Annotated in this window: 21 protein-coding genes and 1 tRNA gene; 16 read left to right on the top strand and 6 right to left on the bottom strand. The window is 69.9% G+C overall.

The features are described 5' to 3' along the window. Positions 1–113: 113 nt before the first annotated feature. A complete protein-coding gene (locus AB0D29_RS12930) occupies positions 114–2,861 on the top strand; it encodes an SIR2 family protein (RefSeq protein ID WP_362853830.1) in 2,748 nt (915 codons plus the stop codon). Here the strand turns inward: AB0D29_RS12930 and AB0D29_RS12935 are convergent, their stop codons facing one another. After that, positions 2,862–4,097 carry a lytic murein transglycosylase gene (locus AB0D29_RS12935; RefSeq protein ID WP_362853831.1) on the bottom strand — a complete coding sequence of 412 codons (1,236 nt, stop codon included), beginning with the start codon at positions 4,095–4,097 and terminating at the stop codon, positions 2,862–2,864. A 196-nt stretch (positions 4,098–4,293) separates the two neighbouring features. Between AB0D29_RS12935 and AB0D29_RS12940 the strand changes: the two genes are divergently transcribed. Then, on the top strand, positions 4,294–5,151 hold the full coding sequence (locus tag AB0D29_RS12940; protein ID WP_362853833.1) for a DUF4184 family protein: 858 nt from the start codon (positions 4,294–4,296) through the stop codon (positions 5,149–5,151). 33 nt (positions 5,152–5,184) lie between these two features. Here AB0D29_RS12940 and polA read toward each other — a convergent pair whose 3' ends face one another. After that, positions 5,185–7,905: a DNA polymerase I gene (polA, locus tag AB0D29_RS12945; protein ID WP_362853834.1), complete on the bottom strand. Its 2,721-nt coding sequence runs from the start codon at positions 7,903–7,905 to the stop codon at positions 5,185–5,187. A gap of 130 nt (positions 7,906–8,035) precedes the next feature. Here polA and AB0D29_RS12950 point away from each other — a divergent pair, with 130 nt between their 5' ends. From AB0D29_RS12950 to AB0D29_RS12985, 8 genes are all read left to right on the top strand, one after another. Beyond that, positions 8,036–10,306 carry an FdhF/YdeP family oxidoreductase gene (locus tag AB0D29_RS12950; protein ID WP_362853835.1) on the top strand — a complete coding sequence of 757 codons (2,271 nt, stop codon included), beginning with the start codon at positions 8,036–8,038 and terminating at the stop codon, positions 10,304–10,306. 54 nt (positions 10,307–10,360) lie between these two features. Then, positions 10,361–10,855, top strand: coding sequence for a hotdog fold thioesterase (locus AB0D29_RS12955; RefSeq protein WP_362853837.1), 495 nt, complete (start codon positions 10,361–10,363; stop codon positions 10,853–10,855). 174 nt (positions 10,856–11,029) lie between these two features. Continuing rightward, the gene (locus AB0D29_RS12960; RefSeq protein WP_362853838.1) at positions 11,030–11,428 is read left to right on the top strand and encodes a hypothetical protein; all 399 of its coding nucleotides are present in this window, start codon (positions 11,030–11,032) and stop codon (positions 11,426–11,428) included. A 542-nt stretch (positions 11,429–11,970) separates the two neighbouring features. Beyond that, the gene (locus AB0D29_RS12965; RefSeq protein ID WP_362853840.1) at positions 11,971–13,203 is read left to right on the top strand and encodes a branched-chain amino acid ABC transporter substrate-binding protein; all 1,233 of its coding nucleotides are present in this window, start codon (positions 11,971–11,973) and stop codon (positions 13,201–13,203) included. 108 nt (positions 13,204–13,311) lie between these two features. After that, positions 13,312–14,244 (top strand): branched-chain amino acid ABC transporter permease, encoded by a 933-nt coding sequence (locus AB0D29_RS12970; RefSeq protein WP_030707127.1) that lies wholly within the window; start codon positions 13,312–13,314, stop codon positions 14,242–14,244. A gap of 5 nt (positions 14,245–14,249) precedes the next feature. After that, positions 14,250–15,974 (top strand): branched-chain amino acid ABC transporter permease, encoded by a 1,725-nt coding sequence (locus AB0D29_RS12975; protein WP_362854031.1) that lies wholly within the window; start codon positions 14,250–14,252, stop codon positions 15,972–15,974. Positions 15,975–15,979: 5 nt separating this feature from the next. Continuing rightward, complete coding sequence (locus tag AB0D29_RS12980; protein ID WP_362853842.1) at positions 15,980–17,077, top strand: ABC transporter ATP-binding protein; 1,098 nt, start codon at positions 15,980–15,982, stop codon at positions 17,075–17,077. Further along, a complete protein-coding gene (locus AB0D29_RS12985; RefSeq protein ID WP_351591614.1) occupies positions 17,074–17,790 on the top strand; it encodes an ABC transporter ATP-binding protein in 717 nt (238 codons plus the stop codon). The genes AB0D29_RS12980 and AB0D29_RS12985 overlap by 4 nt, the downstream gene beginning before the upstream one ends. Before the next feature lie 69 nt (positions 17,791–17,859). Here AB0D29_RS12985 and AB0D29_RS12990 read toward each other — a convergent pair whose 3' ends face one another. Beyond that, positions 17,860–18,513, bottom strand: coding sequence for a response regulator (locus AB0D29_RS12990; protein ID WP_362853843.1), 654 nt, complete (start codon positions 18,511–18,513; stop codon positions 17,860–17,862). 99 nt (positions 18,514–18,612) lie between these two features. On the opposite strand from AB0D29_RS12990, the gene AB0D29_RS12995 reads away from it, so the two are divergent. From AB0D29_RS12995 to AB0D29_RS13015, 5 genes are all read left to right on the top strand, one after another. Next, a tRNA-Leu gene (locus AB0D29_RS12995) sits at positions 18,613–18,685 on the top strand. Positions 18,686–18,888: 203 nt separating this feature from the next. After that, a complete protein-coding gene (locus tag AB0D29_RS13000) occupies positions 18,889–19,419 on the top strand; it encodes a GNAT family N-acetyltransferase (protein WP_362853845.1) in 531 nt (176 codons plus the stop codon). Between the two features lie 182 nt (positions 19,420–19,601). Further along, entirely contained in the window at positions 19,602–20,126 is a 525-nt protein-coding gene (locus tag AB0D29_RS13005) for a hypothetical protein (RefSeq protein WP_362853847.1), read from the top strand. Further along, positions 20,123–21,052, top strand: a complete 930-nt coding sequence (locus AB0D29_RS13010) for a hypothetical protein (protein WP_362853849.1) — start codon at positions 20,123–20,125, stop codon at positions 21,050–21,052. Before AB0D29_RS13005 ends, AB0D29_RS13010 begins: the two co-directional genes overlap by 4 nt. Positions 21,053–21,082: 30 nt before the next feature. After that, positions 21,083–22,432 (top strand): hypothetical protein, encoded by a 1,350-nt coding sequence (locus tag AB0D29_RS13015; protein WP_362853851.1) that lies wholly within the window; start codon positions 21,083–21,085, stop codon positions 22,430–22,432. 67 nt (positions 22,433–22,499) lie between these two features. Here the strand turns inward: AB0D29_RS13015 and AB0D29_RS13020 are convergent, their stop codons facing one another. Continuing rightward, positions 22,500–22,955: a MarR family transcriptional regulator gene (locus tag AB0D29_RS13020; protein ID WP_362853853.1), complete on the bottom strand. Its 456-nt coding sequence runs from the start codon at positions 22,953–22,955 to the stop codon at positions 22,500–22,502. Between the two features lie 64 nt (positions 22,956–23,019). On the opposite strand from AB0D29_RS13020, the gene AB0D29_RS13025 reads away from it, so the two are divergent. Then, positions 23,020–23,271 (top strand): EF-hand domain-containing protein, encoded by a 252-nt coding sequence (locus AB0D29_RS13025; RefSeq protein ID WP_362853854.1) that lies wholly within the window; start codon positions 23,020–23,022, stop codon positions 23,269–23,271. Between the two features lie 97 nt (positions 23,272–23,368). On the opposite strand, the gene pyk is transcribed toward AB0D29_RS13025, so the two are convergent. Further along, on the bottom strand, positions 23,369–24,796 hold the full coding sequence (pyk, locus tag AB0D29_RS13030) for a pyruvate kinase (protein ID WP_362853855.1): 1,428 nt from the start codon (positions 24,794–24,796) through the stop codon (positions 23,369–23,371). Positions 24,797–24,943: 147 nt separating this feature from the next. Next, on the bottom strand, positions 24,944–25,645 hold the full coding sequence (locus AB0D29_RS13035; protein WP_362853857.1) for an SIMPL domain-containing protein: 702 nt from the start codon (positions 25,643–25,645) through the stop codon (positions 24,944–24,946). Positions 25,646–25,729 lie beyond the last annotated feature (84 nt).

Consider the following 25,729-nt stretch of genomic DNA (forward strand, 5'->3'; position numbering starts at 1 on the left):
CACTATGTCGCTCAAGTACCGAGCATCACAAGTTCGTTGGGACACGGCGGGCCCGCACGCGGCAATAGACTCCCAGGCCTCTGCAGGGCAACGCGACGCACGAGGGACGTTCGATGAACACGATCGGAATCAAGGCGGGCGAGGAGAAGGCCCTCATCTACCGGTTGAGGTCGCTGCTGACCGAGCGCAGCCGGCCCGTGGCCTTCATCGTCGGATCGGGCATCAGTGCGGGTGCGGTCGACGGCGTACGGGCGATCGTGGCCTCGATGCGCACGATGATCGGCGATCCGGGAGAGATCGCCCTGTTCGACGGACAGGTGACGGGCCCCTCCGACGCGGAGAAGTACCAGCAGGCGGCCGACTTCGCCCTGGAGTTCCGGGACCAGGACTGGCTCAACCTCGTCATCCGGCAGGCGGTCCTGGGCGCCTGCCCGGACCTCACGCCCGAGGAGCGGAGCCGGCTCGCCCGGGCCGACGAGAAGGAACTGGAGACATTCGAACGGAACTCCCCGCTGTGGCGCCTGAACCCCGCCACACAGGCGCTGGGCCGTCTCCTCCAGCTGCTGCCCCGGGAGCGCCGCGGGCCGGTGATCACCACGAACTTCGATCCGCTGCTGGAGATCGCGGTGCGCCGGGCCGGCGCCCGCGCGAGCTGGCAGCAGATCGACCTCGACGGCAAGCTCAGCCGGGGTGAGGACGAGGACGCCGTCGACATCGCGCACGTCCACGGCTACTGGCGCCAGGGCGACACCCTGCACACCGTGCACCAGTTGCAGAAGCCGCGGCCCCAGCTCCACGGCAGCCTGCGCGGCTCGCTGAGCGGCCACGCCGTCGTCGTCGTGGGCTACAGCGGCTGGGACGACGCCTTCTCGCGCTCGCTGCGCGAGTTCGTCCGGGAACAGGACATGCAGCGCACCGACCTGATCTGGTGCTCCTACGATCCGCTCACCGACGACAGCTTCTCCTCGGGCCTGCTGGGGGAACTGCTCGAAGCCCCCCGGCGGAGCTTCTACCAGGGGATCGACGCCAACCGCCTGTTCCCCGGGCTGGTCGACAGCTACGTGGCGGCGGTCGAGTGCCCCCACGGCTGGCGCCGCATCGACCGCACCCTCCTCGACGACCTGGGTACGAGGACACCGGGCGAGGCGGAGGCCGTCGCCTTCTTCGACGGCGCGCAGCCGGACTGGCCGGAGGCGGTGAACCCCCGGATTCCGCGCCTGTCGCTCGTCGGGGAGCTCACCGAAGCGGTGGGCCGGTGCCTCGACGACGCCGACGGTGACGGTGACGGGCGGATCGTGGCGGCGGTGGGCCCGATGGGTGAGGGCAAGTCGATGGCCCTGCGCCAGGTCACCGTCGATCTGGCGCGCACGCGCGACGACGTCACCGTTCTGTGGCGGGAGCGCGGTACGTCCGTCGACCCCGAAGCGGTCCTGGCCATTCCGCAGCGCGCGGGGCAGCACGTCCTGCTGGTCAGCGACGACGGATCCCAGGTCATCGAAGACCTGAAACGGCTCATGCCCCTGGCCAAGGCGCAGGGCCGTACGGACATCCACGTGCTGTTGGCCGCTCAGGAGTGGGAGTGGCGCAACCGCCGCCCCTGGCAGGACCTCGGCGGCTTCCTGGCCGACACCGTGAAGGTGCACGGTCTCCTGGAGCAGGACGGGGAGGACATCGTCACCGCCTGGCGGGACTCCGGCGCACTGCGCGAACTCGCCAAGACACCCGAACGCCAACGGGCCCGCAAGCTGGTCGACTTGTCGCAGGCGACCTTCGGGCAGCAGGAGAGTTCGCTCGTGGGGGCCATGCTGACCCTGCGGTACGGCCCTCTGCTGGGCGAGCACGTAGAGGAGCTGCTGCGGCGGATCGAACGGCACCCCATGCTGCGCGAGGCCTTCCTGATGATCTCCGTGCTGCACGCCGCCTTCCACGACAAGGACCGCCGCATCCGGCCGTTGTCCCTGCGGATCCTCGCGCAGGCCCTGGAGATGAAGCAGAAGGACATCGAGATGCGGGTCGAGGACACCCTCCGCAAGGAGGCCGGCCTGTCCGACCACGGCGAGAACCTCTGGGTGCGTCACGTCTCCATCGCGGAGGCCGCACTCCGGATCAGCCGTGAGCAGCGCCCCGACGAACTCGTCCCCCTCATCCGCAAGGTGGTCGGGGCGGCCGTGCGGCTGTCCCCCGCCACGAGCTCCCCGGACCACGACCTCTACTCGGCCGCGTACCTGTCCTCCCGGCTCGGGATCGCGGAGGAGTCCGTCGCGGCCGCCGAAACCGCCGTCGCCGTCGCACCGGCCCGGCTCAGCTACCGGACGAGCCTCGTCGCCGCCCTGCGCATCGCCAAACGGCTTCAGGAGGCCGACAAGGCCGTCGAGCGTGCGGTCAAGGAGATGCCGTCCATGACCGACCCCGAGTCGAAGTTCGGCTTCCTCCTGGAGTGGGGAACGTTGGCCGGGCAGGACCACCGTCCCGAGAGCAACGCCCTCCTGATCGGCGCGGCGCTGGCGCTGCCCCTCGAGGAGCACCAGCGCGTGTACGCCCTCGTGAACATGGGCGTCCCCCTCAGGAAGCTGCACGAGCAGAGCGCGGACCCGATGTACCTGGAGGCGCTGCGGGGCGTGGTGGGACTGCTGCAGGCGCGCCAGCCCAGCCGGCAACAGAAGAACTACCTCCGCCGGCACGCCGCCTACCTCACCCGGTGCGGGGCCACTCCCCTGGCCGTTGAGGACGACGCCTGGGACACGCTGCAGGCCGCCATCGACAAGCTGCGCCCGAACGCCCACCCCACGCTGGTTCCGCATCTGAAGTCCGCCGGCGCATCGGTACGCCCGCCGAAGGGCGCCCCGGCCCCCTCCGAGTGACTACGGAGTTTCCCCGGGAGCCGGCCTGGCCTCCCCCGGTGTCGAGGACGCGGACGGCGTGGGCTTCGGCGCCGGGGTGGCCTTCGGGGGCGTGGTGGTCGTGGGCGAGGGCTTGGGGGTCGCCGTGGGAGAGGGGGTCGGCGTCGGCGTGGGGCTGGGAGTCGGCGTGGGGCTGGGAGTCGGCGTCGGGGTGGGAGTCGGCGTCGGGGTCGGCGTGGGCTTCGGGGTCGGCGTGGGCTTCGGGTCCGGAGTCGGCGTCGGCGTAGGGGTGGGCGTAGGGGTGGGCTTGGGGTCCGGAGTCGGCTTCGGCGTGGGGGGCGGCGTAGGCGTCGGCGTGGGGCTGGGCTTCGGCTTCGGCGCCGTCGGCGTGCCCGCCGCCGTGCCGGCGCTGTCCGGGACCTCGTGCGTGCCCTTGAGGTAGTACGTGAACCAGGACCGGACCGTCCGCAGGTACTCCGTGGACCGGTTGTAGGAGAGCACCGCCCGGTCCAGGTCCGCGTCCACCCGCAGGTCCCGGGTGCCCGCGCACAGGTACCGTCCGGCCGCGAGGGCCGCGTCGTGCACGTTGTTCGGGTTGCGCCGCCCGTCGCCGTCCGCGTCCTGGCCCCACGCCGCCCACGTGGAGGGGATGAACTGCATCGGCCCGACCGCCCTGTCGTACCGGGCGTCCCCGTCGTAGGCCCCGCCGTCCGTGTCGGAGATGTTCGCGAAGCCGTTGCCGTCGAGCACCGGCCCCAGGATCGGCCGCAATGTGGTCCCGGCCGCGTCCACCCGGCCGCCGCGCGCCTGCCCGGACTCCACCTTGCCGATCGCCGCGAGGAGTTGCCAGCGCAGTCCGCAACCGGGGTCGCTCTGCCCGACCTTCTTCTCCGCGCCCAGGTACGCCGCGAGCACGCTCGCCGGTATCCCCTGCGCCCCTTCGGCCGGTCCGGTCCCGGCGAGCACCGGCACCGTCGCCGTCTCCGGGGTCTGCGGCTGCGCCGGCTGCGCCTCGTCCGGCAGCACCACGGCGGGCGGCTCCGGGCTCGCCAGGGGCGGGAGTTCGGTGAAGTAGTCGGAGTCGCCGCCGCTCGCCTCCGCCGGGAGGGCCGGTTCGCCCTCGCCGACGGCAAGCGTGCGGTCCTCGCCCGCGCCCGCCGGCCCCTGCGAGGCGGTGAGCGCGGCGGCCACCAGCGCGGAGACCAGGGCGGCTGCCGCCCCCTTGCGCAGCCTGCGTCCGATTATTCGAGCCGACATGATCCGGACCCCTCCCCCTCGACGTCCGCGTGACCATACGTCAGCTCCCTGTAAAGGGCACGGAAAGAGGGCCGGAATTCACCACATCGCCACGTCCGTGCGCAGGTCACGCATACTGTCGGGACCCTTCGAGCGCATTGGCCCGAAGTAAGGAACACCTGCGAGAGCGTCCCCGAGAACATCCAGGAGAGGTGTCATGCCGTTCACTCTCAGCCATGCGGCCGCCGTACTTCCGGCCATCCGCCGGACAGGGCGTGCGCGCGGGCCCCTCGTCGCCTCGGCCCTGGTCCTCGGGTCGTTCGCGCCGGACACCTTCTACTTCACGGACGCGGTCGTCGAGGGCGTCATGGCCTACGGAACCTTCACGCACTCCCTTGCGGGGGTGTTCACCCTGGACGCCGTGCTCACCGCCGCCCTGGTGGGGTGCTGGCTGCTGCTGCGCGAGCCGCTGATCGCGCTCCTGCCGCGCGGGTGGCGGGGCAGGGTGCACGCCTTCGTCCGCGGCGAGGAGTGGCGCGGGCGCCGCCGACTGCCCGCGCTCGCCGCGTGGTTCTACGTGTCGGCCGTCGTCGGCTCCCTCACCCACGTGGTGTGGGACAGCTTCACGCACATCGACCGCTGGGGGACGAACGCGCTGCCGGAGCTGGAGGAGCCGCTCGCCTTCGACCTGCCGCTCTACTCGTACCTGCAGTACGGCACTTCGGCGGCCGCGGCCTGCGCGCTGCTCTGGTTCACGGTGACCGCCCTGCGGCGGCTGCCCGCCTCCCCCGCCCCCGCGTCCGTGCCGGTGCTCGGCCGGGCGGAGATCTGGGGCGCGCTCGCCCTGGTCGTGGGGTGCGTGGCGGTCGGCGTCACGATGCGCGTGATCCGCTTCTTCACCTTCTTCGACCGGATCCGTACGCCGCTCGACATCATCCCCACGATCTGCTTCGGGGCGGGCGGCGGCCTCGCCGTGGCCCTGTTGCTGTACGGGGTGCTCGTACGGCTGCGGCACCGCGGCGACCGCGCCGCCCGTACGGACGAGGAAACGCGGACGCCCGTCCCCACCGCCTGAGCGGGGACGGGCGCTGCCCTGGCCGTACGGGCCTCAGTGCGCGGCGGACTCCCAGTCCGGGCCGACGCCCACGGACACGTCCAGTGCGGCCCGGAGCTCGACGGCGGCGCCCATCTCGCGGCGCACCAGCTCCTCGACCTGCTCGCGCTCGCCCGGGGCGATCTCCAGCACGATTTCGTCGTGGACCTGGAGCAGCATCCGCGAGCGCAGGCCGGCTCCGGTGATCGCCTTGTCCACGCGCAGCATCGCGACCTTGACGATGTCGGCGGCCGTGCCCTGGATCGGGGCGTTGAGCGCCATCCGCTCGGCGGCCTCGCGGCGCTGGCGGTTGTCGCTGTTGAGGTCGGGCAGGTACCGGCGGCGGCCGAAGACGGTCGCCGTGTATCCGGTGGCGCGAGCCTCGTCGACGACCCGGCCCAGGTAGTCGCGGACCCCGCCGAAGCGCTCGAAGAAGGTCTCCATCAGGCCGCGCGCCTCGGCGGGCTCGATGTTCAGCTGCTGGGCGAGGCCGAAGGCGGAGAGCCCGTACGCGAGGCCGTACGACATGGCCTTGATCTTGCGGCGCATCTCGGCGTCGACCTGGGACCGCTCCACGCCGAACACCTGGGAGGCGACGGTGGTGTGCAGGTCCTCGCCGGTCGCGAAGGCCTCGATCAGGCCCTCGTCCTCGGAGAGGTGGGCCATCACGCGCAGCTCGATCTGGCTGTAGTCGGCCGTCATGAGGGACTCGAAGCCCTCGCCGACGACGAAGCCGCGGCGGATGGCCCGGCCCTCGTCGGTGCGCACCGGCACGTTCTGCAGGTTGGGGTCGGTGGAGGACAGCCGGCCGGTCGCGGCGACGGTCTGGCTGAAGCTGGTGTGCACCCGGCCGTCGGCGGCGATGGTCTTGACCAGGCCCTCGACGGTGACGCGCAGCTTGGCCTGCTCCCGGTGGCGGAGCATGATCACGGGCAGGTCGTGGTCGGTCTGCGTGGCCAGCCAGGCCAGCGCGTCCGCGTCCGTGGTGTAACCGGTCTTGGTCTTCTTGGTCTTCGGCAGGTCCAGCTCGCCGAAGAAGACCTCCTGGAGCTGCTTGGGCGAGCCGAGGTTGAACTCGTGGCCGACGGCCGCGTGCGCCTCCTTCACCGCCTGCTGCACGGCTCCGGCGAACTGCTGCTCCATTGCCTCCAGGTGGTCGCGGTCGGCGGCGATGCCGGCCCGCTCCATCCGGGCGAGGAGCTCGGAGGTCGGCAGCTCCATGTCGTGCAGCAGCTCGGCGGCGCCCACCTCGGCGAGCTTGTCGGTGAAGGCGTCGCCCAGGTCGAGGACCGCGCGGGCCTGCGCCATCAGCGCCTCGGCCTCGGCCGTGTCGTCGGCGCCGAAGGCCAGCTGGCCGTCGGCGGCGGCGGGCGCCAGCTCGCGGTGCAGGTACTCCATGGACAGGACGTCCAGGCCGAAGGACCGGCGGCCGGGCTTGACCAGGTACGCGGCGAGCGCGGTGTCCATGGCGACGCCGCCCAGCGACCAGCCGTGCTCGGGGAAGACCCGCCACAGCGCCTTCGCGTTGTGCACGACCTTGGGGCGCGCCGCGTCCGAGGCCCAGGCGCGGAAGGCCAGCTCGTCGGTCTCGTCCAGCGACAGCGGCTCGAACCAGGCGGCCGCCCCGCCGGCCGCGGCCAGCGCGACCTCGGTGATCCGGCCGGCGCCCAGCGCCCAGCTGTCGACGGTGGCGATGCCCAGCGGTCCGCCCGCGTGGGCCTCCAGCCACGGCGCCAGCTCGCCCGTGCCCAGGACGGAGGCGTCCAGCTCCACGCCGGCCGCCGGAGCCGGGGGCTCCTCCTCGGCCGCGCCCGGGTCCACGGCGAGCAGCCGCTCGCGCAGCGAGGCGTTGCGGATCTCCAGGACGTCCAGCACGCCGAGCATGGCGGTCCGGTCGTAGGCGACGCGGGCCAGGTCTGCGGGGGCCTTGGGCAGTTCCACGTCCTTGACCATCTCGGTCAGGACGCGGTTGAGCTTGACGGCCTCCAGGTGGTCCCGGAAGTTCTGCCCGGCCTTGCCCTTGACCTCCTCGGCGCGCTCCACGAGCTCCGCGAACGACCCGAACTGGGTGATCCACTTGGCCGCGGTCTTCTCGCCGACGCCGGGGATGCCCGGCAGGTTGTCGGACGGGTCGCCGCGCAGTGCCGCGAAGTCCGGATACTGCTGCGGGGTGAGGCCGTACTTCTCCTCGACCTTCTCGGGCGTGAACCGGGTGAGCTCGGAGACGCCCTTGGTCGGGTAGAGCACCGTGGTGTGCTCGGACACCAGCTGGAAGGAGTCCCGGTCGCCGGTGACGATCAGCACGTCGAAGCCGAGGGCCTCCGCCTGCGTCGCCAGCGTCGCGATCACGTCGTCGGCCTCGAAGCCGTCGACCGCGAACCGCGGCACGTGCATCGCGTCGAGCAGCTCGCCGATCAGCTCGACCTGCCCCTTGAACTCGTCGGGGGTCTTGGAGCGGTTCGCCTTGTACTCGGGGAACTCCGTCGAGCGCCACGTCTTGCGCGAGACGTCGAACGCCACCGCGAAGTGCGTGGGCGCCTCGTCGCGCAGCGTGTTCGCCAGCATCGACGCGAAGCCGTAGATGGCGTTGGTCGGCTGGCCGGTCGCGGTCGTGAAGTTCTCCGCGGGCAGCGCGAAGAACGCCCGGTACGCCAGGGAGTGCCCGTCCATGAGCATCAGGCGGGGGCGGTCCGCTGCGGTCGTCTGGTCCGTCTTCTTCGATGCTGTCTCTGCCACGCCCCCGATCCTAGGCGCCCCCACCGACAAATCCGGACGGCCTGCGCGCAGGGGCAAATCCGCCGTCGGCGATGTCGGCGGGGCGTGGCAGGATCGGCGGATACGACAGGACTGTTCAAAGGGGAGCGTCATGGCCACCAAGCCGCCCGCAGGTGATCCGGCACAGGATGCGCCGCAGGTCGCGCCCCCGAAACGCGCGGCCGCGGGGCTGCCCGCGATCGGGCACACCCTGAGGATCGCCCAGAAGCAGATGGGCGTGGCCCGCACCGCCCGCACCCTGCTCAAGGTCAACCAGAAGGACGGCTTCGACTGCCCGGGCTGTGCCTGGCCCGAGGGCGACAAGCGGCACACCGCCGAGTTCTGCGAGAACGGCGCCAAGGCCGTCGCGGAGGAGGCCACCCTGCGCCGGGTCACCCCGGAGTTCTTCGCCGCGCACCCGCTGGCCGACCTGGCCACCCGCTCCGGGTACTGGCTGGGGCAGCAGGGCCGGATCACCCAGCCCATGTACCTGGCCGAGGGCGGCGACCGCTACGAGGCGATCAGCTGGGAGCGGGCCTTCGCGGTCCTCGCCGAGGAGCTGACCGCCCTCGACTCCCCCGACGAGGCCCTCTTCTACACCTCGGGCCGCACCAGCAACGAGGCCGCGTTCCTCTTCCAGCTCTTCGCCCGCGAGTTCGGCACGAACAACCTGCCCGACTGCTCCAACATGTGCCACGAGTCCTCGGGCTCCGCGCTGAACGAGACCATCGGCATCGGCAAGGGCAGCGTCTCCCTGGAGGACCTCCACCAGGCGGACCTGATCATCGTCGCCGGGCAGAACCCCGGCACGAACCACCCGCGCATGCTCTCCGCCCTCGAACAGGCCAAGTCCGCCGGCGCGAAGATCATCTCGGTGAATCCGCTGCCCGAGGCCGGCACCGAACGGTTCAAGAACCCGCAGACCCCCCTCGGCATGCTCAAGGGCACCGCCCTCAACGACCTCTTCCTGCAGATCCGCATCGGCGGCGACCAGGCCCTCTTCCGCCTCCTGAACAAACTGGTCATGGAAGCGGACGGCGCCACCGACGAGACCTTCATCCGCGAGCACACCCACGGCTACGAGGAGTTCGCGGCCGCCGCCAAGAAGGCCGACTGGGCGGAGACCCTCACCGCCACCGGGCTGACCCGGCCGGAGATCGAGCAGGCGCTGGCCATGGTCCTGGCCTCGGAGCGCACCATCGTCTGCTGGGCCATGGGCCTCACCCAGCACAAGCACGCCGTCGCCACCATCCGCGAGGTCGTCAACCTGCTCCTGCTGCGCGGCAACATCGGCCGGCCCGGCGCCGGCGTCTGCCCGGTCCGCGGCCACTCCAACGTGCAGGGCGACCGCACCATGGGGATCTTCGAGCGGCCCGCGCCCGCCTTCCTCGACGCCCTCGACAAGGAATTCGGCATCACCTCGCCGCGCGGGCACGGCTTCGACGTGGTCCGCTCCATCGAGGCCCTGCGCGACGGCAAGGCCAAGGTCCTCTTCGCCATGGGCGGCAACTTCGTCGGCGCCACCCCCGACACCGAGGTCACCGAGGCCGCGATCCGGCGCGCCTCCCTGACCGTGCACGTGTCCACCAAACTGAACCGCTCCCACGCGGTCACCGGCCGGCGCGCCCTGATCCTGCCCACCCTCGGCCGCACCGACAAGGACGTACAGGCCTCCGGCAAGCAGTTCGTCACGGTCGAGGACTCCATGGGCATGGTCCACTCCTCCCGCGGCAACCTCGCCCCCGCGAGCCCGCACCTGCTCTCCGAGCCCGCGATCGTGGCCCGGATGGCCCGCGCGGTCCTCGGCGCCGCCTCCGCCACCCCGTGGGAGGAGTTCGAGCGGGACTACGCCTCGATCCGCGACCGGATCGCCCGCGTGATCCCCGGCTTCGAGGACTTCAACACCAAGGTGGCCCGCCCCGGCGGCTTCCGGCTGCCGCACGCCCCGCGCGACGAGCGCCGCTTCCCCACCACCACCGGCAAGGCCAATTTCACCGCCGCGCCCGTGGAGTACCCGAAGATCCCCGAGGGCCGGCTGCTGCTGCAGACCCTGCGCAGCCACGACCAGTACAACACCACGATCTACGGCCTCGACGACCGCTACCGCGGCATCACCGGCGGCCGCCGCGTCGTCATGGTCAACCCCGAGGACGCGGCCGAGCTCGGCCTGGCGGACGGCTCGTACACCGACCTGGTCAGCGAGTGGAGGGACGGCGTGGAGCGGCGGGCGCCCCGCTTCCGCGTCGTGCACTACCCGACGGCCCGCGGCTGCGCAGCCGCGTACTACCCGGAGACGAACGTGCTGGTCCCGCTGGACTCCACCGCGGACACCAGCAATACCCCGGCGAGCAAGTCCGTCGTCGTGCGTTTCGAACCGGCCTGATAGAACGACCTCAGGACAAGAAGGTTAACGAGCGTTGACGAACGGAGCCTGACCATGGGCGAGCAGCACGCAGTGAAGTTCCCGCAGGAGGTCCTCGACGAGTACGCGGCCCTGGGCATCGACCTCCCCGCACTGTTCTCTGCGGGAGACCTCGGCGAGCGGATGGACATCCGCATCCTGGAGGCCTCGGCCGACCGCGTCGTCGCCACCATGCCCGTCAAGGGCAACACGCAGCCGTACGGTCTGCTCCACGGCGGGGCCTCGGCGGTCCTGGCCGAGACCCTCGGCTCGATCGGCGCGATGATGCACGGCGGCATCAACAAGATCGCCGTCGGCGTGGACCTGAACTGCACCCACCACCGGGGCGCCCGCACCGGCATCGTCACCGGCGTCGCCACCCCCGTGCACCGCGGCCGCTCGACCACCACCTTCGAGATCGTCATCACCGACGAGCAGGACAAGCGGATCTGCACCGCCCGCCTGACCTGCCTGCTGCGCGACGTCGACCAGTCCGCCGGAACCGCCACCGAGACCCCCGCGGGGGCCTGACCCGGCCCGCAGGCCCGGCTCCACAGGCCCGGATCCGCCGCCCCGGGGCGGCGGATCCGGGCCTGCGCACGTTCCCGGACCGGTCCGCACCCGCAACCGCCCGGAATCCGCCAGTCCGCACGCTTCGCGGTGACATCTGTTGTGTCACCGATGGTGACCGCCTACCTTCCCCTCATGGGGACCATGCCACGCCCGGCCCGGTACGCCGCCCACACCCTCCTCGCGGTGCTCGCCCTGGCCGGATGCTCTTCCTCCGCACCACCCCGCGCGGCGGTCTCGCAGAGCCCGTCCGCCAGCCCCTCCTCGCCCGCACAGGTCTGCACGAGCCTCGTCTCGTACTGGGCGAAGGAGACCCTCTTGGGCACCAAGTGGTCCGGTCTCGACTGGGAGCAGAAGGGCCTGTCGAACGAGCAGTACGCGATCCACGAGGACGCCGTCGCCGCGGGCCGCACCGAGGAGCGAACTGCCGGACGGGACAAGGCACTTGAGCTGATCGACCGCTTCGTGGCCCAGCGCTGCAGCGAGCAGAACGGCGCGACGGGCAGCTCGGAGAACTGGCGACCCCCGACGTGACCCGGGTCACCGCATTCCCGAGCGCACTGTCCGGCTTCCGGGCAGATTCGCGCATACGGCCGAACCGCAGGTCGGAGGCCATGTCGGCGACCCGGACAAGATCCATCCGACCGGGCCGGATCGCGCACGTCATTACTCTGAGTAATTCACATGCCGTACGTAATCCGTCTTTTCCTCCGAGAATCGCCACTGGGGGGATTCCTTCAGACACGCACCGCCACATTCGGCCGAATTTGATCTAAGACAGGTGCATGGAGGCCTCAAGCCCCTTAGGGGAACAGGTATTTCTCAGGATGCGGACACTATTCACCGTCACCAAATGTCCGTTGTGTCCACACTCCCGCCACACATTCTTGGCCTTGGCATAACAAGAGCGTCACATCCTCCTTTCCCGCCTCCCGGTGCTCGCCACCTCGGGCCTAGAGTCACGGCCAGTCACCGCGCCGCAGGGCGCGAATCAGCACGGCCGTGGACCTCCCAGTGCGGCCCGGCGACCTAACGGCACCTCTCACGAGAGAGCCGCGCCAGGGAAAGGAAGAATCGTGCGACACCGTTCTTTGCTCGTCCTCACCACCGTGATCACCACGGGAGCACTGACCCTCACCGCTTGCGGATCGCGCGACGGAGACTCCAAGGACAACGGCGGCGGCAAGAAGACCGTCGTGGTCATCGGCGTGGACGCCCCGCTCACCGGCTCGCTCTCCGCGCTCGGCCAGGGCATCAAGAACTCCGTCGACCTCGCGGCCAAGACGGCCAACAAGAACAACGAGGTCCCGGGCATCGAGTTCAAGGTCGAGGCCCTGGACGACCAGGCCGTCCCCGCCTCCGGCCAGGCCAACGCCACCAAGCTCGTCGGCAACAAGGACGTCCTCGGCGTCGTCGGCCCGCTGAACTCCGGCGTCGCCCAGCAGATGCAGGGCGTCTTCGCCTCCGCCAACCTGGCGCAGGTCTCGCCCGCCAACACCAACCCCTCGCTCAGCCAGGGCGACAACTGGGGCAAGGGCGAGTTCAAGCGCGGCTTCAAGACCTACTTCCGCACCGCCGCCACCGACGTGGTCCAGGGCAAGTTCGCCGCCCAGTACCTCTTCAAGGACGCCGGCAAGAAGAAGGTCTTCATCGTCGACGACAAGCAGACCTACGGCGCCGGCCTCGCCGCGATCTTCGCCGACGAGTTCAAGAAGCTCGGCGGCGAGGTCGTCGGCACCGACCACGTCACCGTGAAGGAGACCGACTTCTCCTCCACCGCCGACAAGGTCAAGTCCTCCGGCGCCGACTCCGTCTACTTCGGCGGCCAGTACCCCGAGGGCGGCCTGCTCGCCGACCAGATCAAGAAGACCGGCGCCAACATCCCGCTCATGGGCGGCGACGGCATCCAGGACCCGGCCTTCATCAGCGCCTCCGGTGAGGCCAACGAGGGCGACCTCGCCACCTCCATCGGCTACCCGGTCGAGAAGCTGGACACCGCCAAGAAGTTCATCGAGGACTACAAGGCCGAGGGTTACAAGGACCCGTACGCCGCCTACGGTGGCTACTCCTACGACGCCGGCTGGGCCGTCATCCAGGCCGTCAAGGCCGCCGTCGCCGCCAACAGCGGCAAGCTCCCCGCCGACGCCCGCGCCAAGGTCGTCGAGGCGCTCGGCAAGGTCTCCTTCGAAGGCGTGACCGGCAAGGTCGCCTTCGACGAGTACGGCGACACCACCAACAAGCAGCTCACCGTCTACAAGGTTGAGGGCGGCAAGTGGGTCGACGTCAAGAGCGACACCTTCAACCAGTAAGCCCGTAGTCCCCAGCACCACCCGCACCACCTGAACCAACGCCGCGCGAGGGCGCAAACAGCGCCCTCGCGCGGAGTCTTATCCGACACGCTCATCGGAGGCCCTGCGGTGCACGAACTGCCGCAACAGCTGGCCAACGGCCTGGCCCTCGGTGCTCTCTATGGTCTCATCGCCATCGGGTACACCATGGTCTACGGCATCGTCCAGCTCATCAACTTCGCCCACGGCGAGATCTTCATGATCGGCGGCTTCGGCGCGCTCAGCGCCTACGCCATCCTCCCGACCGGCACCTCCCTGCTGATCGCGATACCCGTCATGATCGTCGGAGGTGCTGCCACCTCCGTCGCCGTGGCCTGCGCAGCCGAACGCTTCGCCTACCGCCCCCTGCGCAGCGCCCCCCGGCTCGCACCCCTCATCACCGCAATCGGCCTCTCGATCGCGCTCCAGCAGCTCGTCTGGCAGTTCTACCCGGACGCCAAGAAGGCAGTCAGCTTCCCCGAGTTCAAGGGCGCGGCCTTCAAGATCACCGACAGCCTGGCGATCCAGCGCGCGGACCTCTTCGTCCTCATCCTCGCCCCGCTCTGCATGCTCGCCCTCGGCATCTTCGTCCAGAAGAGCCGCAGCGGCCGCGCCATGCAGGCCACCGCGCAGGACCCGGACACCGCGAAGCTGATGGGCATCAACACCGACCGCATCATCGTCATGGCCTTCGCCATCGGTGCGGCGTTCGCGGCGGTCGCCGCCGTCGCCTACGGCCTCGACAAGGGTCAGATCAACTTCGAGATGGGCTTCATCCTCGGCCTCAAGGCCTTCACCGCGGCCGTCCTCGGCGGCATCGGCAACATCTACGGAGCCATGGTCGGCGGCGTCGTCCTCGGACTCGCCGAAGCCCTCTCGATCGCCTACATCGAAGAGATCCCCGGCATGCAGCAGCTCGGCGGTGGAGCCTGGTCCAACGTCTGGGCGTTCGTACTCCTCATCGTCGTCCTCCTCGTGCGGCCACAAGGCCTGCTCGGTGAGCGCGTCGCGGATCGGGCGTGAGAACCATGACCACCACCAACACCACCCCGCAGACCGACACGGTCAAGCAGGGCCCCGCGCCCACCGCACTCCTGTACGCGGTCATCGGCGGCAGCCTCCTCACCATCGTCAGCGCCTTCCTCGCGTGGACGTGGACCGCCGAGTTCCCCGGCGACCTGACCTACTACGGCAGCCCCGCGGGCCTCCAGTACGTCACCCTCGCCGGCGCCGCCCTCACCCTCGCCTACGCGCTCTCCGCGCTCGGCATCAAGGGCCTCGGCTGGCTCGCCCCCACCGGCACCCGCAAGGCCGTCTGGTTCCTGGCCCTCGGCAGCCTCGCCGCCACCTGGTTCACGGTCATCTCCATCACCGTCGTCCTCGGCGGCGTGATCAACCTCGAACCCGGCGCGTACGTCGCCCTCGTCGGCTCGCTCATCCCGGCCCTCGCCGCGTACAAGCTCCCGGACGACACCCGCAAGGCGGCCCCCGCCAAGCAGCTGCCCTCCTGGGCCGAAATCCTCATCATCACCGGCGTCTTCGCCATCGGCCTCTTCGTCATCACCTTCGGCATCGACACCGATGACAAGGAACCGCAGCTCTTCGTCGCCTACCTGATCACCGTCGGCTTCGTCGCCCTCGCGCTGAACAAGGCAGGCCTCTTCGCCCGCCTCGGCGGCATCACCGCCAAGCACCGCCAGGTCACCCTCATCGGAACCGCGGCCGCGGCGATCGCCTTCCCGTTCATCCAGCAGAGCGGCGACACCTACACGCTCATCGCGGTCAACATCCTGATCTTCGCGACCGTCGCCCTCGGCCTCAACGTCGTCGTCGGCCTCGCCGGCCTCCTCGACCTCGGCTACGTCGCCTTCCTCGGCGTCGGCGCCTACGCCGCGGCCCTGGTCTCCGGAAGCACCGCCTCCGCCTTCGGCATCCACCTGCCCTTCTGGGCAGCGGTCATCGTCGGCGCCCTCGCCTCGCTCATCTTCGGCGTGGTCATCGGAGCCCCGACCCTGCGCCTGCGCGGCGACTACCTCGCCATCGTCACCCTCGGCTTCGGAGAAATCTTCCGCATCGCCATGGGCAACCTCGACGGCACCTCCGGCCCGGACATCACCAACGGCCCCAACGGCATCCCCAACATCCCCCACCTCGAAATCTTCGGGTGGAACTTCGGGGAATCCCACGTGGTCGGCGGCATCACCCTCGGCGCCTACGCCAACTACTACTTCCTGATGCTGCTCGTGATGGCCCTCGTCGTCGTGGTCTTCGCCCGCGCCGGCAGCAGCCGCATCGGCCGCGCCTGGGTCGCCATCCGCGAGGACGAGACCGCCGCCGAAGCCATGGGCATCAACGGCTTCAAGGTCAAGCTCATCGCCTTCGCCCTCGGCGCCACCCTCGCCGGCCTCGCCGGCACCGTCCAGGCACACGTCAACAGCACGGTCGTCCCCGAGAACTACGTCTTCGCCGGGCCCGTCCCGCCGAACTCCGCGTTCCTCCTCGCCGCCGTCATCCTCGGCGGCATGGGCACCATCCGCGGCCCCATCCTCGGCGCCGCACTCCTCTTCCTGATCCCGGCGAAGCTGGCCTTCCTCCAGGACTACCAGCTCCTCGCCTTCGGCATCGCCCTCATCCTGCTCATGCGCTTCCGCCCCGAAGGCCTCATCGCCAACAAGCGCGCGCAGCTCGAGTTCCACGACGACACCGCTGACCAGGCCCCCACGGACCTGGCCACCGCCAAGGCGGGGGCATAACGGCCATGACGAACACCGCGACCACCACGGACACCACCACCAAGACCACGGTTCTCGAAGCCAAGGGCGTCACCATGCGCTTCGGCGGCCTCACCGCCGTCAAGGGCGTCGACCTCCAGGTCAACGCCGGCGAGATCGTCGGACTCATCGGCCCCAACGGCGCCGGCAAGACCACCTTCTTCAACTGCCTCACCGGGCTGTACGTCCCCACCGAGGGCTCCGTCAGCTACAAGGGCACGGTCCTGCCCCCCAAGCCCCACAAGGTCACCGAAGCCGGCATCGCCCGCACCTTCCAGAACATCCGGCTCTTCCACAACATGACCGTGCTGGAGAACGTCCTCGTCGGACGCCACACCCGCACGAAGGAAGGCCTCTGGTCCGCACTCCTGCGCGGCCCCGGCTTCAAGAAGGCCGAAGCCGCCAGCGGAGCGCGCGCCATGGAACTCCTGGAGTTCATCGGCCTGGAGAACAAGGCCCAGCACCTGGCCAAGAACCTCCCGTACGGCGAGCAGCGCAAGCTGGAGATCGCCCGCGCCCTCGCCAGCGACCCCGGACTCATCCTCCTGGACGAGCCCACCGCCGGCATGAACCCGCAGGAAACCCGCGCTGCCGAAGAACTCATCTTCGCCATCCGCGACATGGGCATCGCCGTCCTCGTCATCGAGCACGACATGCGCTTCATCTTCAACCTCTGCGACCGCGTCGCCTGCCTCGTCCAGGGCGAGAAGCTCATCGAAGGCACCGCGTCCGAGGTCCAGGGCGACGAGCGCGTCATCGCCGCCTACCTGGGCGAGCCCTTCGAGGGCGACCCGGGCGCCGCGGAGGTCGCCGAGGTCGAGGCAGCGGAAGCCGCTGCGGAAGAGGCCGCGGAGACCAAGACCGAGGCCGCCGCCGAGCCGGAGGCCGAGGCGGAAGCCGAAGCCGAGGCGGAGCCCCAGGCCGAGGCCGAAGCCGAGCCGGAAGCCGAGGCCGAGGCCGAAGCCACCGCCGAGGCGGAAGCCGAGCCGGAGACCCAGGCCGACGCGGAGTCCACGGACACCGCCACGGACACCGACTCGGACAGCACCACCCGCACCACCAGCACGGAAGGAGAGGCCAAGTGACCGCACTGCTCAAGGTCGAGGACCTCAAGGTCGCCTACGGCAAGATCGAAGCCGTCAAGGGAATCTCCTTCGAAGTCAACGAAGGCGAAATCGTCTGCCTCGTCGGCACCAACGGCGCCGGCAAGACGACCACCCTGCGCACCCTCTCCGGGCTCATCAAGCCCAAGAGCGGCAGCATCACCTTCGACGGCAAGCCCCTCGCCAGCGTCCCCGCCCACAAGATCGTCTCCCTGGGCCTCGCCCACTCCCCCGAGGGACGCCACATCTTCCCCCGGCTGACGATCGCCGAAAACCTCCAGCTCGGCGCCTTCCTGCGCACCGACAAGGAGGGCATCGAGAAGGACATCCAGCGCGCCTACGAGATGTTCCCCATCCTGGGCGAACGCCGCAAGCAGGCCGCCGGCACCCTCTCGGGCGGTGAGCAGCAGATGCTCGCCATGGGCCGCGCGCTCATGTCCCAGCCCAAGCTGCTCATGCTGGACGAGCCCTCCATGGGCCTGTCCCCGCTGATGATGCAGAAGATCATGGCGACCATCAAGGAGCTCAAGGCCACCGGCATGACGATCCTGCTCGTCGAGCAGAACGCCCAGGCGGCGCTCTCGCTCGCCGACCAGGCGCACGTCATGGAGATCGGCAAGGTCGTTCTCTCCGGCACCGGCCGGGACCTCCTCCACAACGAGGACGTCCGCAAGGCCTACCTCGGCGAGGACTGAGCCGTCCTGTACGCGTGAGGCCCGCCTCCCCTCGGGGGGAGGCGGGCCTCACGCATGTGCGGGGTGGACCTACTTGCCGCTGTCCTTCTTCTTCGCCTCGGCGTCCTCGATGACCACCTCGGCGACCTGCTGCATGGACATCCGGCGGTCCATGGAGGACTTCTGGATCCAGCGGAACGCGGCCGGCTCCGTGAGCCCGTACTGCGTCTGCAGGATGCTCTTCGCCCGGTCCACCAGCTTGCGGGTCTCCAGCCGCTGGGAGAGGTCGGCGACCTCCTGCTCCAGCGCGCGCAGCTCCGCGAAGCGGGAGACGGCCATCTCGATGGCCGGCACCACGTCGCTCTTGCTGAACGGCTTCACCAGGTACGCCATGGCCCCGGCGTCCCGGGCCCGCTCGACGAGGTCGCGCTGCGAGAACGCGGTGAGCATGAGCACGGGGGCGATGGACTCCTCCGCGATCTTCTCGGCCGCGGAGATCCCGTCCAGGACGGGCATCTTCACGTCGAGGATGACGAGGTCGGGCCGGTGCTCACGCGCGAGCTCCACGGCCGTCTGGCCGTCCCCGGCCTCGCCGACGACGGAGTAGCCCTCCTCCTCCAGCATCTCTTTCAGGTCCAGGCGGATGAGCGCCTCGTCCTCGGCGATGACGACGCGGGTCGTCAGCGGCGGAACGTGCGACTGGTCGGCGTCGGGCGTGGGCGTCGACTCGTGCTCGGCGGTCACGGGGGCTCCTTGGTGCAAGGCGATTCAGCTCCCCCGAGCCTACCTAGCTCCTGTATGTTTGTGACACGGAGGGTCTTCTGTATCCTTCGTTTCGAAGGGGCCCCGGTAGCCCAGCGGTAGAGGCAATGGATTCAAAACCCATTCAGCGTCGGTTCGAATCCGACCCGGGGTACTTCTCCTTCAATTTCAAGGTCGCCAAGCCTATTCTGCGATCTTCACTCGTCACGGTGAACGAAACTTCGAATTGCGGCCAACCGGACGAACAATGGCGAAGCTCCTGAGCGTGGAGCAAGTCGTGGCCGAACACCGACTGTCCGAGGTGTACGGGCCGGGAATTCGATCAGGCTGCGTACCCACCCGACTTAGGCTGCCTTCGTGAACGACACGACTCATGGCATACGGATCAGGCCGGGCGGACCGGACGACGCGGCGGGCATTCTCGGGATGCTCGACTCCGCCGTCGCCTGGATGAACGCGCGGGGCAATACCGAGCAGTGGGGCACGATCCCGTACTCGCAGCGGCCCGGTGGGGTGGAGCGCGTCGAGCGGTACACGACCGAGAACGTGCCCTACGTCGCGGAGTTGGGCGGGGTACCGGTCGGGGCCCTGGTGCTGGACACCGGGCCCAGTCCGCAGATGCCGATCGCGCCGGCCGACGAGCCGGAGCGGTACGTCCGGCTGCTGGTCTCGGACCGGCGCCACGCGGGGCTGGGGATCGGGGCGGCCCTGTTGGAGCACGCCGCCGAGGAGACCCGGCGGGCCGGTGTGGAGTTGCTGCGGGTGGACTGCTGGGCGGGCGGCGGGGGCGAGCTGGTCGGGTTCTACGAGCGCAACGGGTTCGCCGCCACCGAGCGTTTCCTGTCCGGGGACTGGCCGGGCCAGGTGCTGGCCCGGCGCGTCGACTGACGCACCCGACGGCCTCGACGGCCTCACCTCAGGCGGTGGCCTGTTGTGTGCATGCGGCCAATCCGGGGAACCATGATCACGAAACTGGTAACGGTCGGTAGTCGTCTGTTACTTTGCGTGCGCATCCATTCGGACTGCGAACTCTCGTTCGTCCCGTTACCCCCGGAAGGGGCCTATTCGGCATGCGCAGATTCCCCCGTATCCCCATCGCCGCGTCCATCGCGGTCCTCGCCCTCGTCTGCGGGCTCTCGCCCGCGGCGGCCTCCCCACTACTGCCCGCCTCACCCGTCCAGTTCCACCGAACCGCCGCTGTCCTGGCGCCCCTTGATGACGAGGAGCCGTGCCCCGGTGGAGAGGCCAAGCCGTGCTCGGCCTCTCCCGAGGAGCGCGGGGCCGTCGACGGGGACCGCGCTGCCGCCAAGCAGGACGCCGCCGCGGCGAAGGAGGACATCGGGGCCGCCAAGCAGGCCGCCCAGAAGTGCACGGCGGAGTCCAAGGCGTGCATGACTGAGCTGATCGGCGGCGGCACGACGCAGGAGACCGATATGGCACAGGCCCGCGGCGAGCTGGACACCATGAAGCCGGCGCCGTCCGGCAACGCCGAGACCGCCCTCGACGGCAGCTGCGCCTCCTTCTCCGCCGACCTCCCGGCCGGTCTGTCCGATGCCCCCGAAATGACCTCTCTGTGCGGGGAGATGAACCGGTGAAGATGACCATCGCCATGCCCGGACGGCGCGCGGCCCTGGCCGCCACGGCAGCCCTCCTCGCCCTGACCTGCACCACCGGCTCCTCGTACGCGGCCGCGCCGCCCGAGGTACCGACTCCGGTCGCCTACGAGGGCAACACCGAGCTCGCCACGACGCAGAAGGTCACCGAGTACTGCGCCTCGCATCCCGGAGGCTGCCGGTTCGAGATCAACCGTGCCGGGTCCGGCGACTACTACAGCGCCGTCAAGTCGCTGGGCAACGCGGTCGTGAACTGCACCAAGGACGAGATCACCGTCGCGCGGGAGATCACCCTGCGCACCGCGAGCAGCGACAACCTCGGCGGGGAGATCACCGGGAAGATCGCGATCGAGGGCACGATCAACACCTCCGGCGAGGTGACCGCCGGCGTCAACGGGAAGGCGACCGGCGAGTTCTCCACCCCGGACAAGTCGAAGGGCCCGACCGCCACCGTCGGCGCGGAGGCCGGGGCCTCGGGCAGCGGGAAGATCGCCGGTTCCCTCGGCGTCAAGGGAGCCTTCGAGGGCGCTTTCAAGCTCGCCTACCAGCGCAGCTGGACGACCGAGCAGACCGAGAAGACCACTTACAGCACCAAGGTCCGCCCGGGCGACGCGCTCGTCTTCGGTGCGAGCTCCGCCATGCAGCGCATCGCGGGAGAGATCACCACCGGCACCGGCTCTGGTATCCGCAGGGTCGTCGTCGACGGGCCCTCCACGGTGAACACCAGCACCTTCGTCGCGGACACCTTCACCGTGCCCGGCAACACCTGCGACCGCCTGCGGCCGGAGGGCAAGACCGGTACCGAGGACACCACCGCACCGGCCCCGCCCCGCGGCCTGACGCCCGCGAACCTGCCCGAGGGTTCCCGGTTCAAGGACCGTGACGTGCTCACCCCCGCCACGTCCTGACCACCCGCGAGAACCACTGTGGAGAACCCCATGGCATCCCGCCCACGCTCTGCCGCCCCCGCCGGCGTCCTCACCCGTACCGCGCCGGTCATCGGCGTGTGTCTGTCCCTCGGCCTGCTCGCCGGAACACCCCTCGCCCACGCGGCCGTCCCGCCCGCCCGGGCCGCGGCCCCCGTACCGGTCACCGTCCTCAACGGCGACTTCGCCCAACCCGCCTTCACCGCCGCCTACACCGGCGTCAACCCGTACGCCTGGTCGGTCGGTTCCACCGCGGGGACCGGCACCACCACCGGTGTCTACCGCTGGAACGCCGCCACCAGCGGCCACCCCGACGGCCTGACCGCCGCCAGTCTCCGCTTCCCCAACGCCGCCCACGGCCTCAAGCAGCGGCTGCGCGGTGTGCGCAGCGGGGCACGGGTCACCGTCACCTATGACGAAAGCCCCGGCGTTATCAACACCTGCACCGCCGCCGCACTCGCTGAGGGCCAGACCTACACCATCGAGGGCGAAGGCGGCCCGCTCACCAGCGGTACCACCCTGCCCACCACCGAGAAACTGCCCAGCAACTACTGGAAGCCGGCCTGGCGCACCAACGTCACCTACAGCTTCACCGCCAACGCGAACGAGCCGCTGATCACCTTCACCTCCAGCGTCCCCAACGCGCAGAACGCCAGCGGCAACTGCGGGCCGATGATCACCAATGTCCGTGCCACCCAGGAGCCTCCGCCTGTCGACAAGACCATCCCGGCCGGCGCCCTGCCGGCCTCCGAAGCCTTCATGGGCAACGATCGCCGTAGTACCACTGCGGACGCTGTCGCGTACTGCAACGGCGCCGTGAACCGCTGCACGTTCACGGCCGAGGAGGACTACTCGTTCAGCTACTACGCCCCCGCCCGCGTTGCTGCGGAGACTTACCTCAACTGCACCCGCAACACCCTCAACCGCATCCGTCCCGTCTCCACGGCCAACCGGTCCTACGGTGATCTGCCCGCGGTCGCCGGGCTGCCCGGGAGCGGTACCGGAGCTCCGACCAACATGGCCCAGCAGTACACGCGGGGCACGGGTCTCAGCCCCGCCTGGAGCACCAGCCAGGAGCGCTCGGTCACCGAGATCGTCCAGCCGGCGGAGGTTTCCTGGATCGAGACGCAGGCGGGACGCCGGCGCACCGAGGGGTGGTTCACCGCCACCACGAAGGCCGCTGACCCCAATAACGACTGGCGCATCCACACCGTTCTCGATCACCCCTCGACCGATCTCTCCGACCGCATCTATCAGCGGACCGGCCCTCTGACGGCCTCGGAGAAGCAGCGCTGTCAGTCCGATCGCCCCAACGCCCCCACCCCGGTGGGGGCCACGTCACCGGCCGGTGCCGAGGGCTGACGCGTGTCGCTGTCGCCTTGATGTGGGACCGGATCGAGCCGCTCGTGGCGGCTGATCCGGTCCGTGATCAGGGGAGGTCGGGGTTGCCGCCGAGGTTGGCGACGACGAGGCGGAGGGTGTCGATGGTGGCCGCGTAGGTGGCGTCGTCGATGCCCTCGCGCATGCGGGCGTGGACCTTGGCGTTGCGGTCGTGGGCGCGGAGGCGGCCTGCTTCGCCGGCTTCGGTGAGGGTGAGGCGGTCGTCGGTTTCGGCGATCCAGCCGCGGGCGGTGAGGTCGGCGTAGAGGGCTTCGAAGTCGGTGTGCTGGTCGTCGAAGGGGGTCAGCTTCGCCGTGAGGGCGGCGCGGGTCCATTCCCCCGGGGCGCCGGCTATGTGGTTGAGGCTCCACCAGTGGGGTTGGGTGAGGTTCTCCTCGGCGAGGGCGGCGCGGAGGCCGCCGATGACGAGGTTGGCGGCTTCGCGGGTCCAGTAGCCGATGGGCTGGGCGGCGAGCTGCTCCTGGGGGTATTCCTTGATCGTCATGTGATGACCGTATGACCTCAGGTTAGGTTGAGGTCAAGGGCGACAAGGAAGAGGGGACTCCGTGATGAGTGAGAAGGCCCGCAGGCTGTTCGACGCGCTCGATCTGAACGAGGACGGTCAGTTGACCCGGGTGGAGGTGATTTCGGCCCTGCGGTCGAAGGGGCCGACGTTGGCCGCGCGCGGGGACCTGCCGTTCTGGGGCCTGGGTGACGCGCACGCGTCGTCGGCTCTGTTCGATGCGGCCGATGCGAACGGGGACGAGGTGTTGACCTTCGAGGAGTTCGCGGCCGTGGTCGATCGGCGCTTCGGCTGGTAGGGCCGGGTGCGGTGACCGCGTCGGGCCGGTGGGGCCGCCCGACGCGGTGCGTCTCGTACGGGGGGTGCCGTGGCCGCGGCTGCCGCGGCGGGCGGGTTCAGCGGACCGCGTCGCCGATGTGGTGGATGCGGACGAGGTTGGTGGATCCGCTGACGCCGGGGGGCGAGCCGGCGGTGATGACGACGGTGTCGCCGGGGACGCAGCGGCCGATCCGCAGGAGTTCTTCCTCGACCTGGGCCACCATGGCGTCGGTGGAGTCGACGTGGGGGCCGAGGAAGGTTTCCACGCCCCAGGTGAGGTTGAGCTGGGAGCGGGTGGAGGGGTCGGGGGTGAAGGCGAGGAGGGGGATGGGTGAGCGGTAGCGGGAGAGCCGGCGGACGGTGTCTCCGCTCTGGGTGAAGGCGACGAGGAACTTGGCGTCGAGGAAGTCGCCCATTTCGGCTGCCGCGCGGGCGACGGCTCCGCCCTGGGTGCGGGGCTTGTTGCGGTCGGTCAGGGGCGGCAGGCCCTTGGCGAGGATGTCCTCTTCGGCGGCTTCGACGATGCGGGACATGGTCCGCACGGTTTCGACGGGGTATTTGCCGACGCTGGTCTCGCCGGACAGCATGACGGCGTCGGTTCCGTCGATGACGGCGTTGGCGACGTCGGAGGCTTCGGCGCGGGTGGGCCGGGAGTTCTCGATCATCGAGTCGAGCATCTGGGTCGCGACGATGACGGGCTTGGCGTTGCGCTTGGCGAGCTTGACGGCTCGCTTCTGGACGATCGGGACCTGTTCCAGGGGCATTTCGACGCCGAGGTCGCCGCGGGCGACCATGATGCCGTCGAAGGCGGCGACGATGTCGTCGATGTTGTCGACGGCCTGGGGCTTCTCGATCTTGGCGATGACGGGGAGGCGGCGGTCCTCCTCGTCCATGATGCGGTGTACGTCTTCGATGTCGCGGCCGCTGCGCACGAAGGAGAGGGCGATGACGTCGGCGCCGATGCGCAGGGCCCAGCGGAGGTCTTCGATGTCCTTCTCGGACAGGGCGGGGACGGAGACGGCCACGCCGGGGAGGTTGAGGCCCTTGTGGTCGGAGACCATGCCGCCTTCGATGACGCGGGTGTGGACGCGGGGTCCGTCGACGGCGGTGACCTCGAGGGTGACGCGGCCGTCGTCGACGAGGATGCGTTCGCCCGTGGTGACGTCGGTGGCGAGTCCCTTGTAGGTGGTGCCGCAGGTGTGGCGGTCGCCTTCGTGTTCTTCGACGGTGATGGTGAACTCGTCACCGCGTTCAAGGAGTACGGGTCCTTCGCGGAAGCGGCCGAGGCGGATCTTCGGGCCTTGAAGGTCGGCGAGGATGCCGACGCTGCGGCCGGTCTCGTCGGAGGCCTTGCGTACGCGCTGGTAACGCTCCTCGTGTTCGGCGTAGGTGCCGTGGCTGAGGTTGAAGCGGGCGATGTCCATTCCGGCTTCGACCAGGGCTTTGATCTGGTCGTATGAGTCGGTGGCGGGGCCCAGGGTACATACGATTTTCGCTCGGCGCATGAGGCGAGCGTATTCCCCTACCAGAGAGTAGGTAATCGCTTCCGGGTGTCCACTCAACAACCTTTGAGCAAAAGGTTGTTGACAACTGTTGAATGTGCATGGGGGTGCTCTGATGAGCACCCCCGGCGCGCCGATTTCACGGGTTCTTCAGAGCCGCGGAGGGGTCATCGTGAAGCGGGCGTTCACCTGGGCGTGGACGGTCTGGCGCTGCGGTTCGAGGTCGAGCGGCGGGGGGCCGGCGTCCTCGGCGGCGCTGAAGGCCATGGTGCGCATTCCGGCGCCGGCGGGGACGGGGTAGGGGCTCGCGTCTTCGGCGCCGAGGTCCGCGAGTTCGACGAGGGCGGCGAGTTGGGCGCCGAGTGCCTCGGCGTATTCGCGGGCGCGCTGGACGGCTTCGAGCACGGCCTGGCGGCGGGCCTGGCCGTGGGCGGGCGAGGTGGGCCGCAGGGCCCACCAGGGGCCGTCGACCTGGGTGAGTTCGAGGTCGGCGAGGCGGGTGGTGAGTTCGCCGAGGGCGGTGAAGTCGCTCACCTCGGCGGTGATGTGCACGCGGCCGTGGTAGGCGCGGACGCGTTCGGCGCGGCCGTGGCGGGTGAGTTCGGGGGTGATGGAGAAGGAGCCGGTTTCCAGCTTCTCGACGGGTTCGCCGTAGCTCTTGATGAGGTCGAGGACGGTGTTGTTGCGCCGGGTGAGGTCTTCGAGTGCGGTGCGCCGGTCGGCGCCGCGGGCACTGACGGTGATGCCGATGCGGGCGATCTCGGGGTCGACTTCGATGTGGGCTTCGCCGCGGACTGCGACGCGGGGTACTTCGGGGGTGCCGTAGGGCTGGTGCGATGCGTCCTGGGTCATGGATTCACTCTCGCACTGTCGCCCGTACGGGGGTGTGGTCACCGGATCGAAACCTGACGGGGGTGTTGCCGCCTGTTACCGGTG

It is taken from the genome of Streptomyces sp. NPDC048424 (assembly GCF_040651555.1).
Taxonomy (GTDB): Bacteria; Actinomycetota; Actinomycetes; order Streptomycetales; family Streptomycetaceae; genus Streptomyces.

Coding starts and splice junctions, on each gene's coding strand:
- AB0D29_RS12930 (WP_362853830.1), top strand. CDS start 114: ATGAACACGATCGGAATCAAGGCGGGCGAGGAGAAGGCCCTCATCTAC.
- AB0D29_RS12935 (WP_362853831.1), bottom strand. CDS start 4,097: ATGTCGGCTCGAATAATCGGACGCAGGCTGCGCAAGGGGGCGGCAGCC.
- AB0D29_RS12940 (WP_362853833.1), top strand. CDS start 4,294: ATGCCGTTCACTCTCAGCCATGCGGCCGCCGTACTTCCGGCCATCCGC.
- AB0D29_RS12950 (WP_362853835.1), top strand. CDS start 8,036: ATGGCCACCAAGCCGCCCGCAGGTGATCCGGCACAGGATGCGCCGCAG.
- AB0D29_RS12955 (WP_362853837.1), top strand. CDS start 10,361: ATGGGCGAGCAGCACGCAGTGAAGTTCCCGCAGGAGGTCCTCGACGAG.
- AB0D29_RS12960 (WP_362853838.1), top strand. CDS start 11,030: ATGGGGACCATGCCACGCCCGGCCCGGTACGCCGCCCACACCCTCCTC.
- AB0D29_RS12975 (WP_362854031.1), top strand. CDS start 14,250: ATGACCACCACCAACACCACCCCGCAGACCGACACGGTCAAGCAGGGC.
- AB0D29_RS12980 (WP_362853842.1), top strand. CDS start 15,980: ATGACGAACACCGCGACCACCACGGACACCACCACCAAGACCACGGTT.
- AB0D29_RS13005 (WP_362853847.1), top strand. CDS start 19,602: ATGCGCAGATTCCCCCGTATCCCCATCGCCGCGTCCATCGCGGTCCTC.
- AB0D29_RS13015 (WP_362853851.1), top strand. CDS start 21,083: ATGGCATCCCGCCCACGCTCTGCCGCCCCCGCCGGCGTCCTCACCCGT.
- AB0D29_RS13020 (WP_362853853.1), bottom strand. CDS start 22,955: ATGACGATCAAGGAATACCCCCAGGAGCAGCTCGCCGCCCAGCCCATC.
- AB0D29_RS13025 (WP_362853854.1), top strand. CDS start 23,020: ATGAGTGAGAAGGCCCGCAGGCTGTTCGACGCGCTCGATCTGAACGAG.
- pyk (WP_362853855.1), bottom strand. CDS start 24,796: ATGCGCCGAGCGAAAATCGTATGTACCCTGGGCCCCGCCACCGACTCA.
- AB0D29_RS13035 (WP_362853857.1), bottom strand. CDS start 25,645: ATGACCCAGGACGCATCGCACCAGCCCTACGGCACCCCCGAAGTACCC.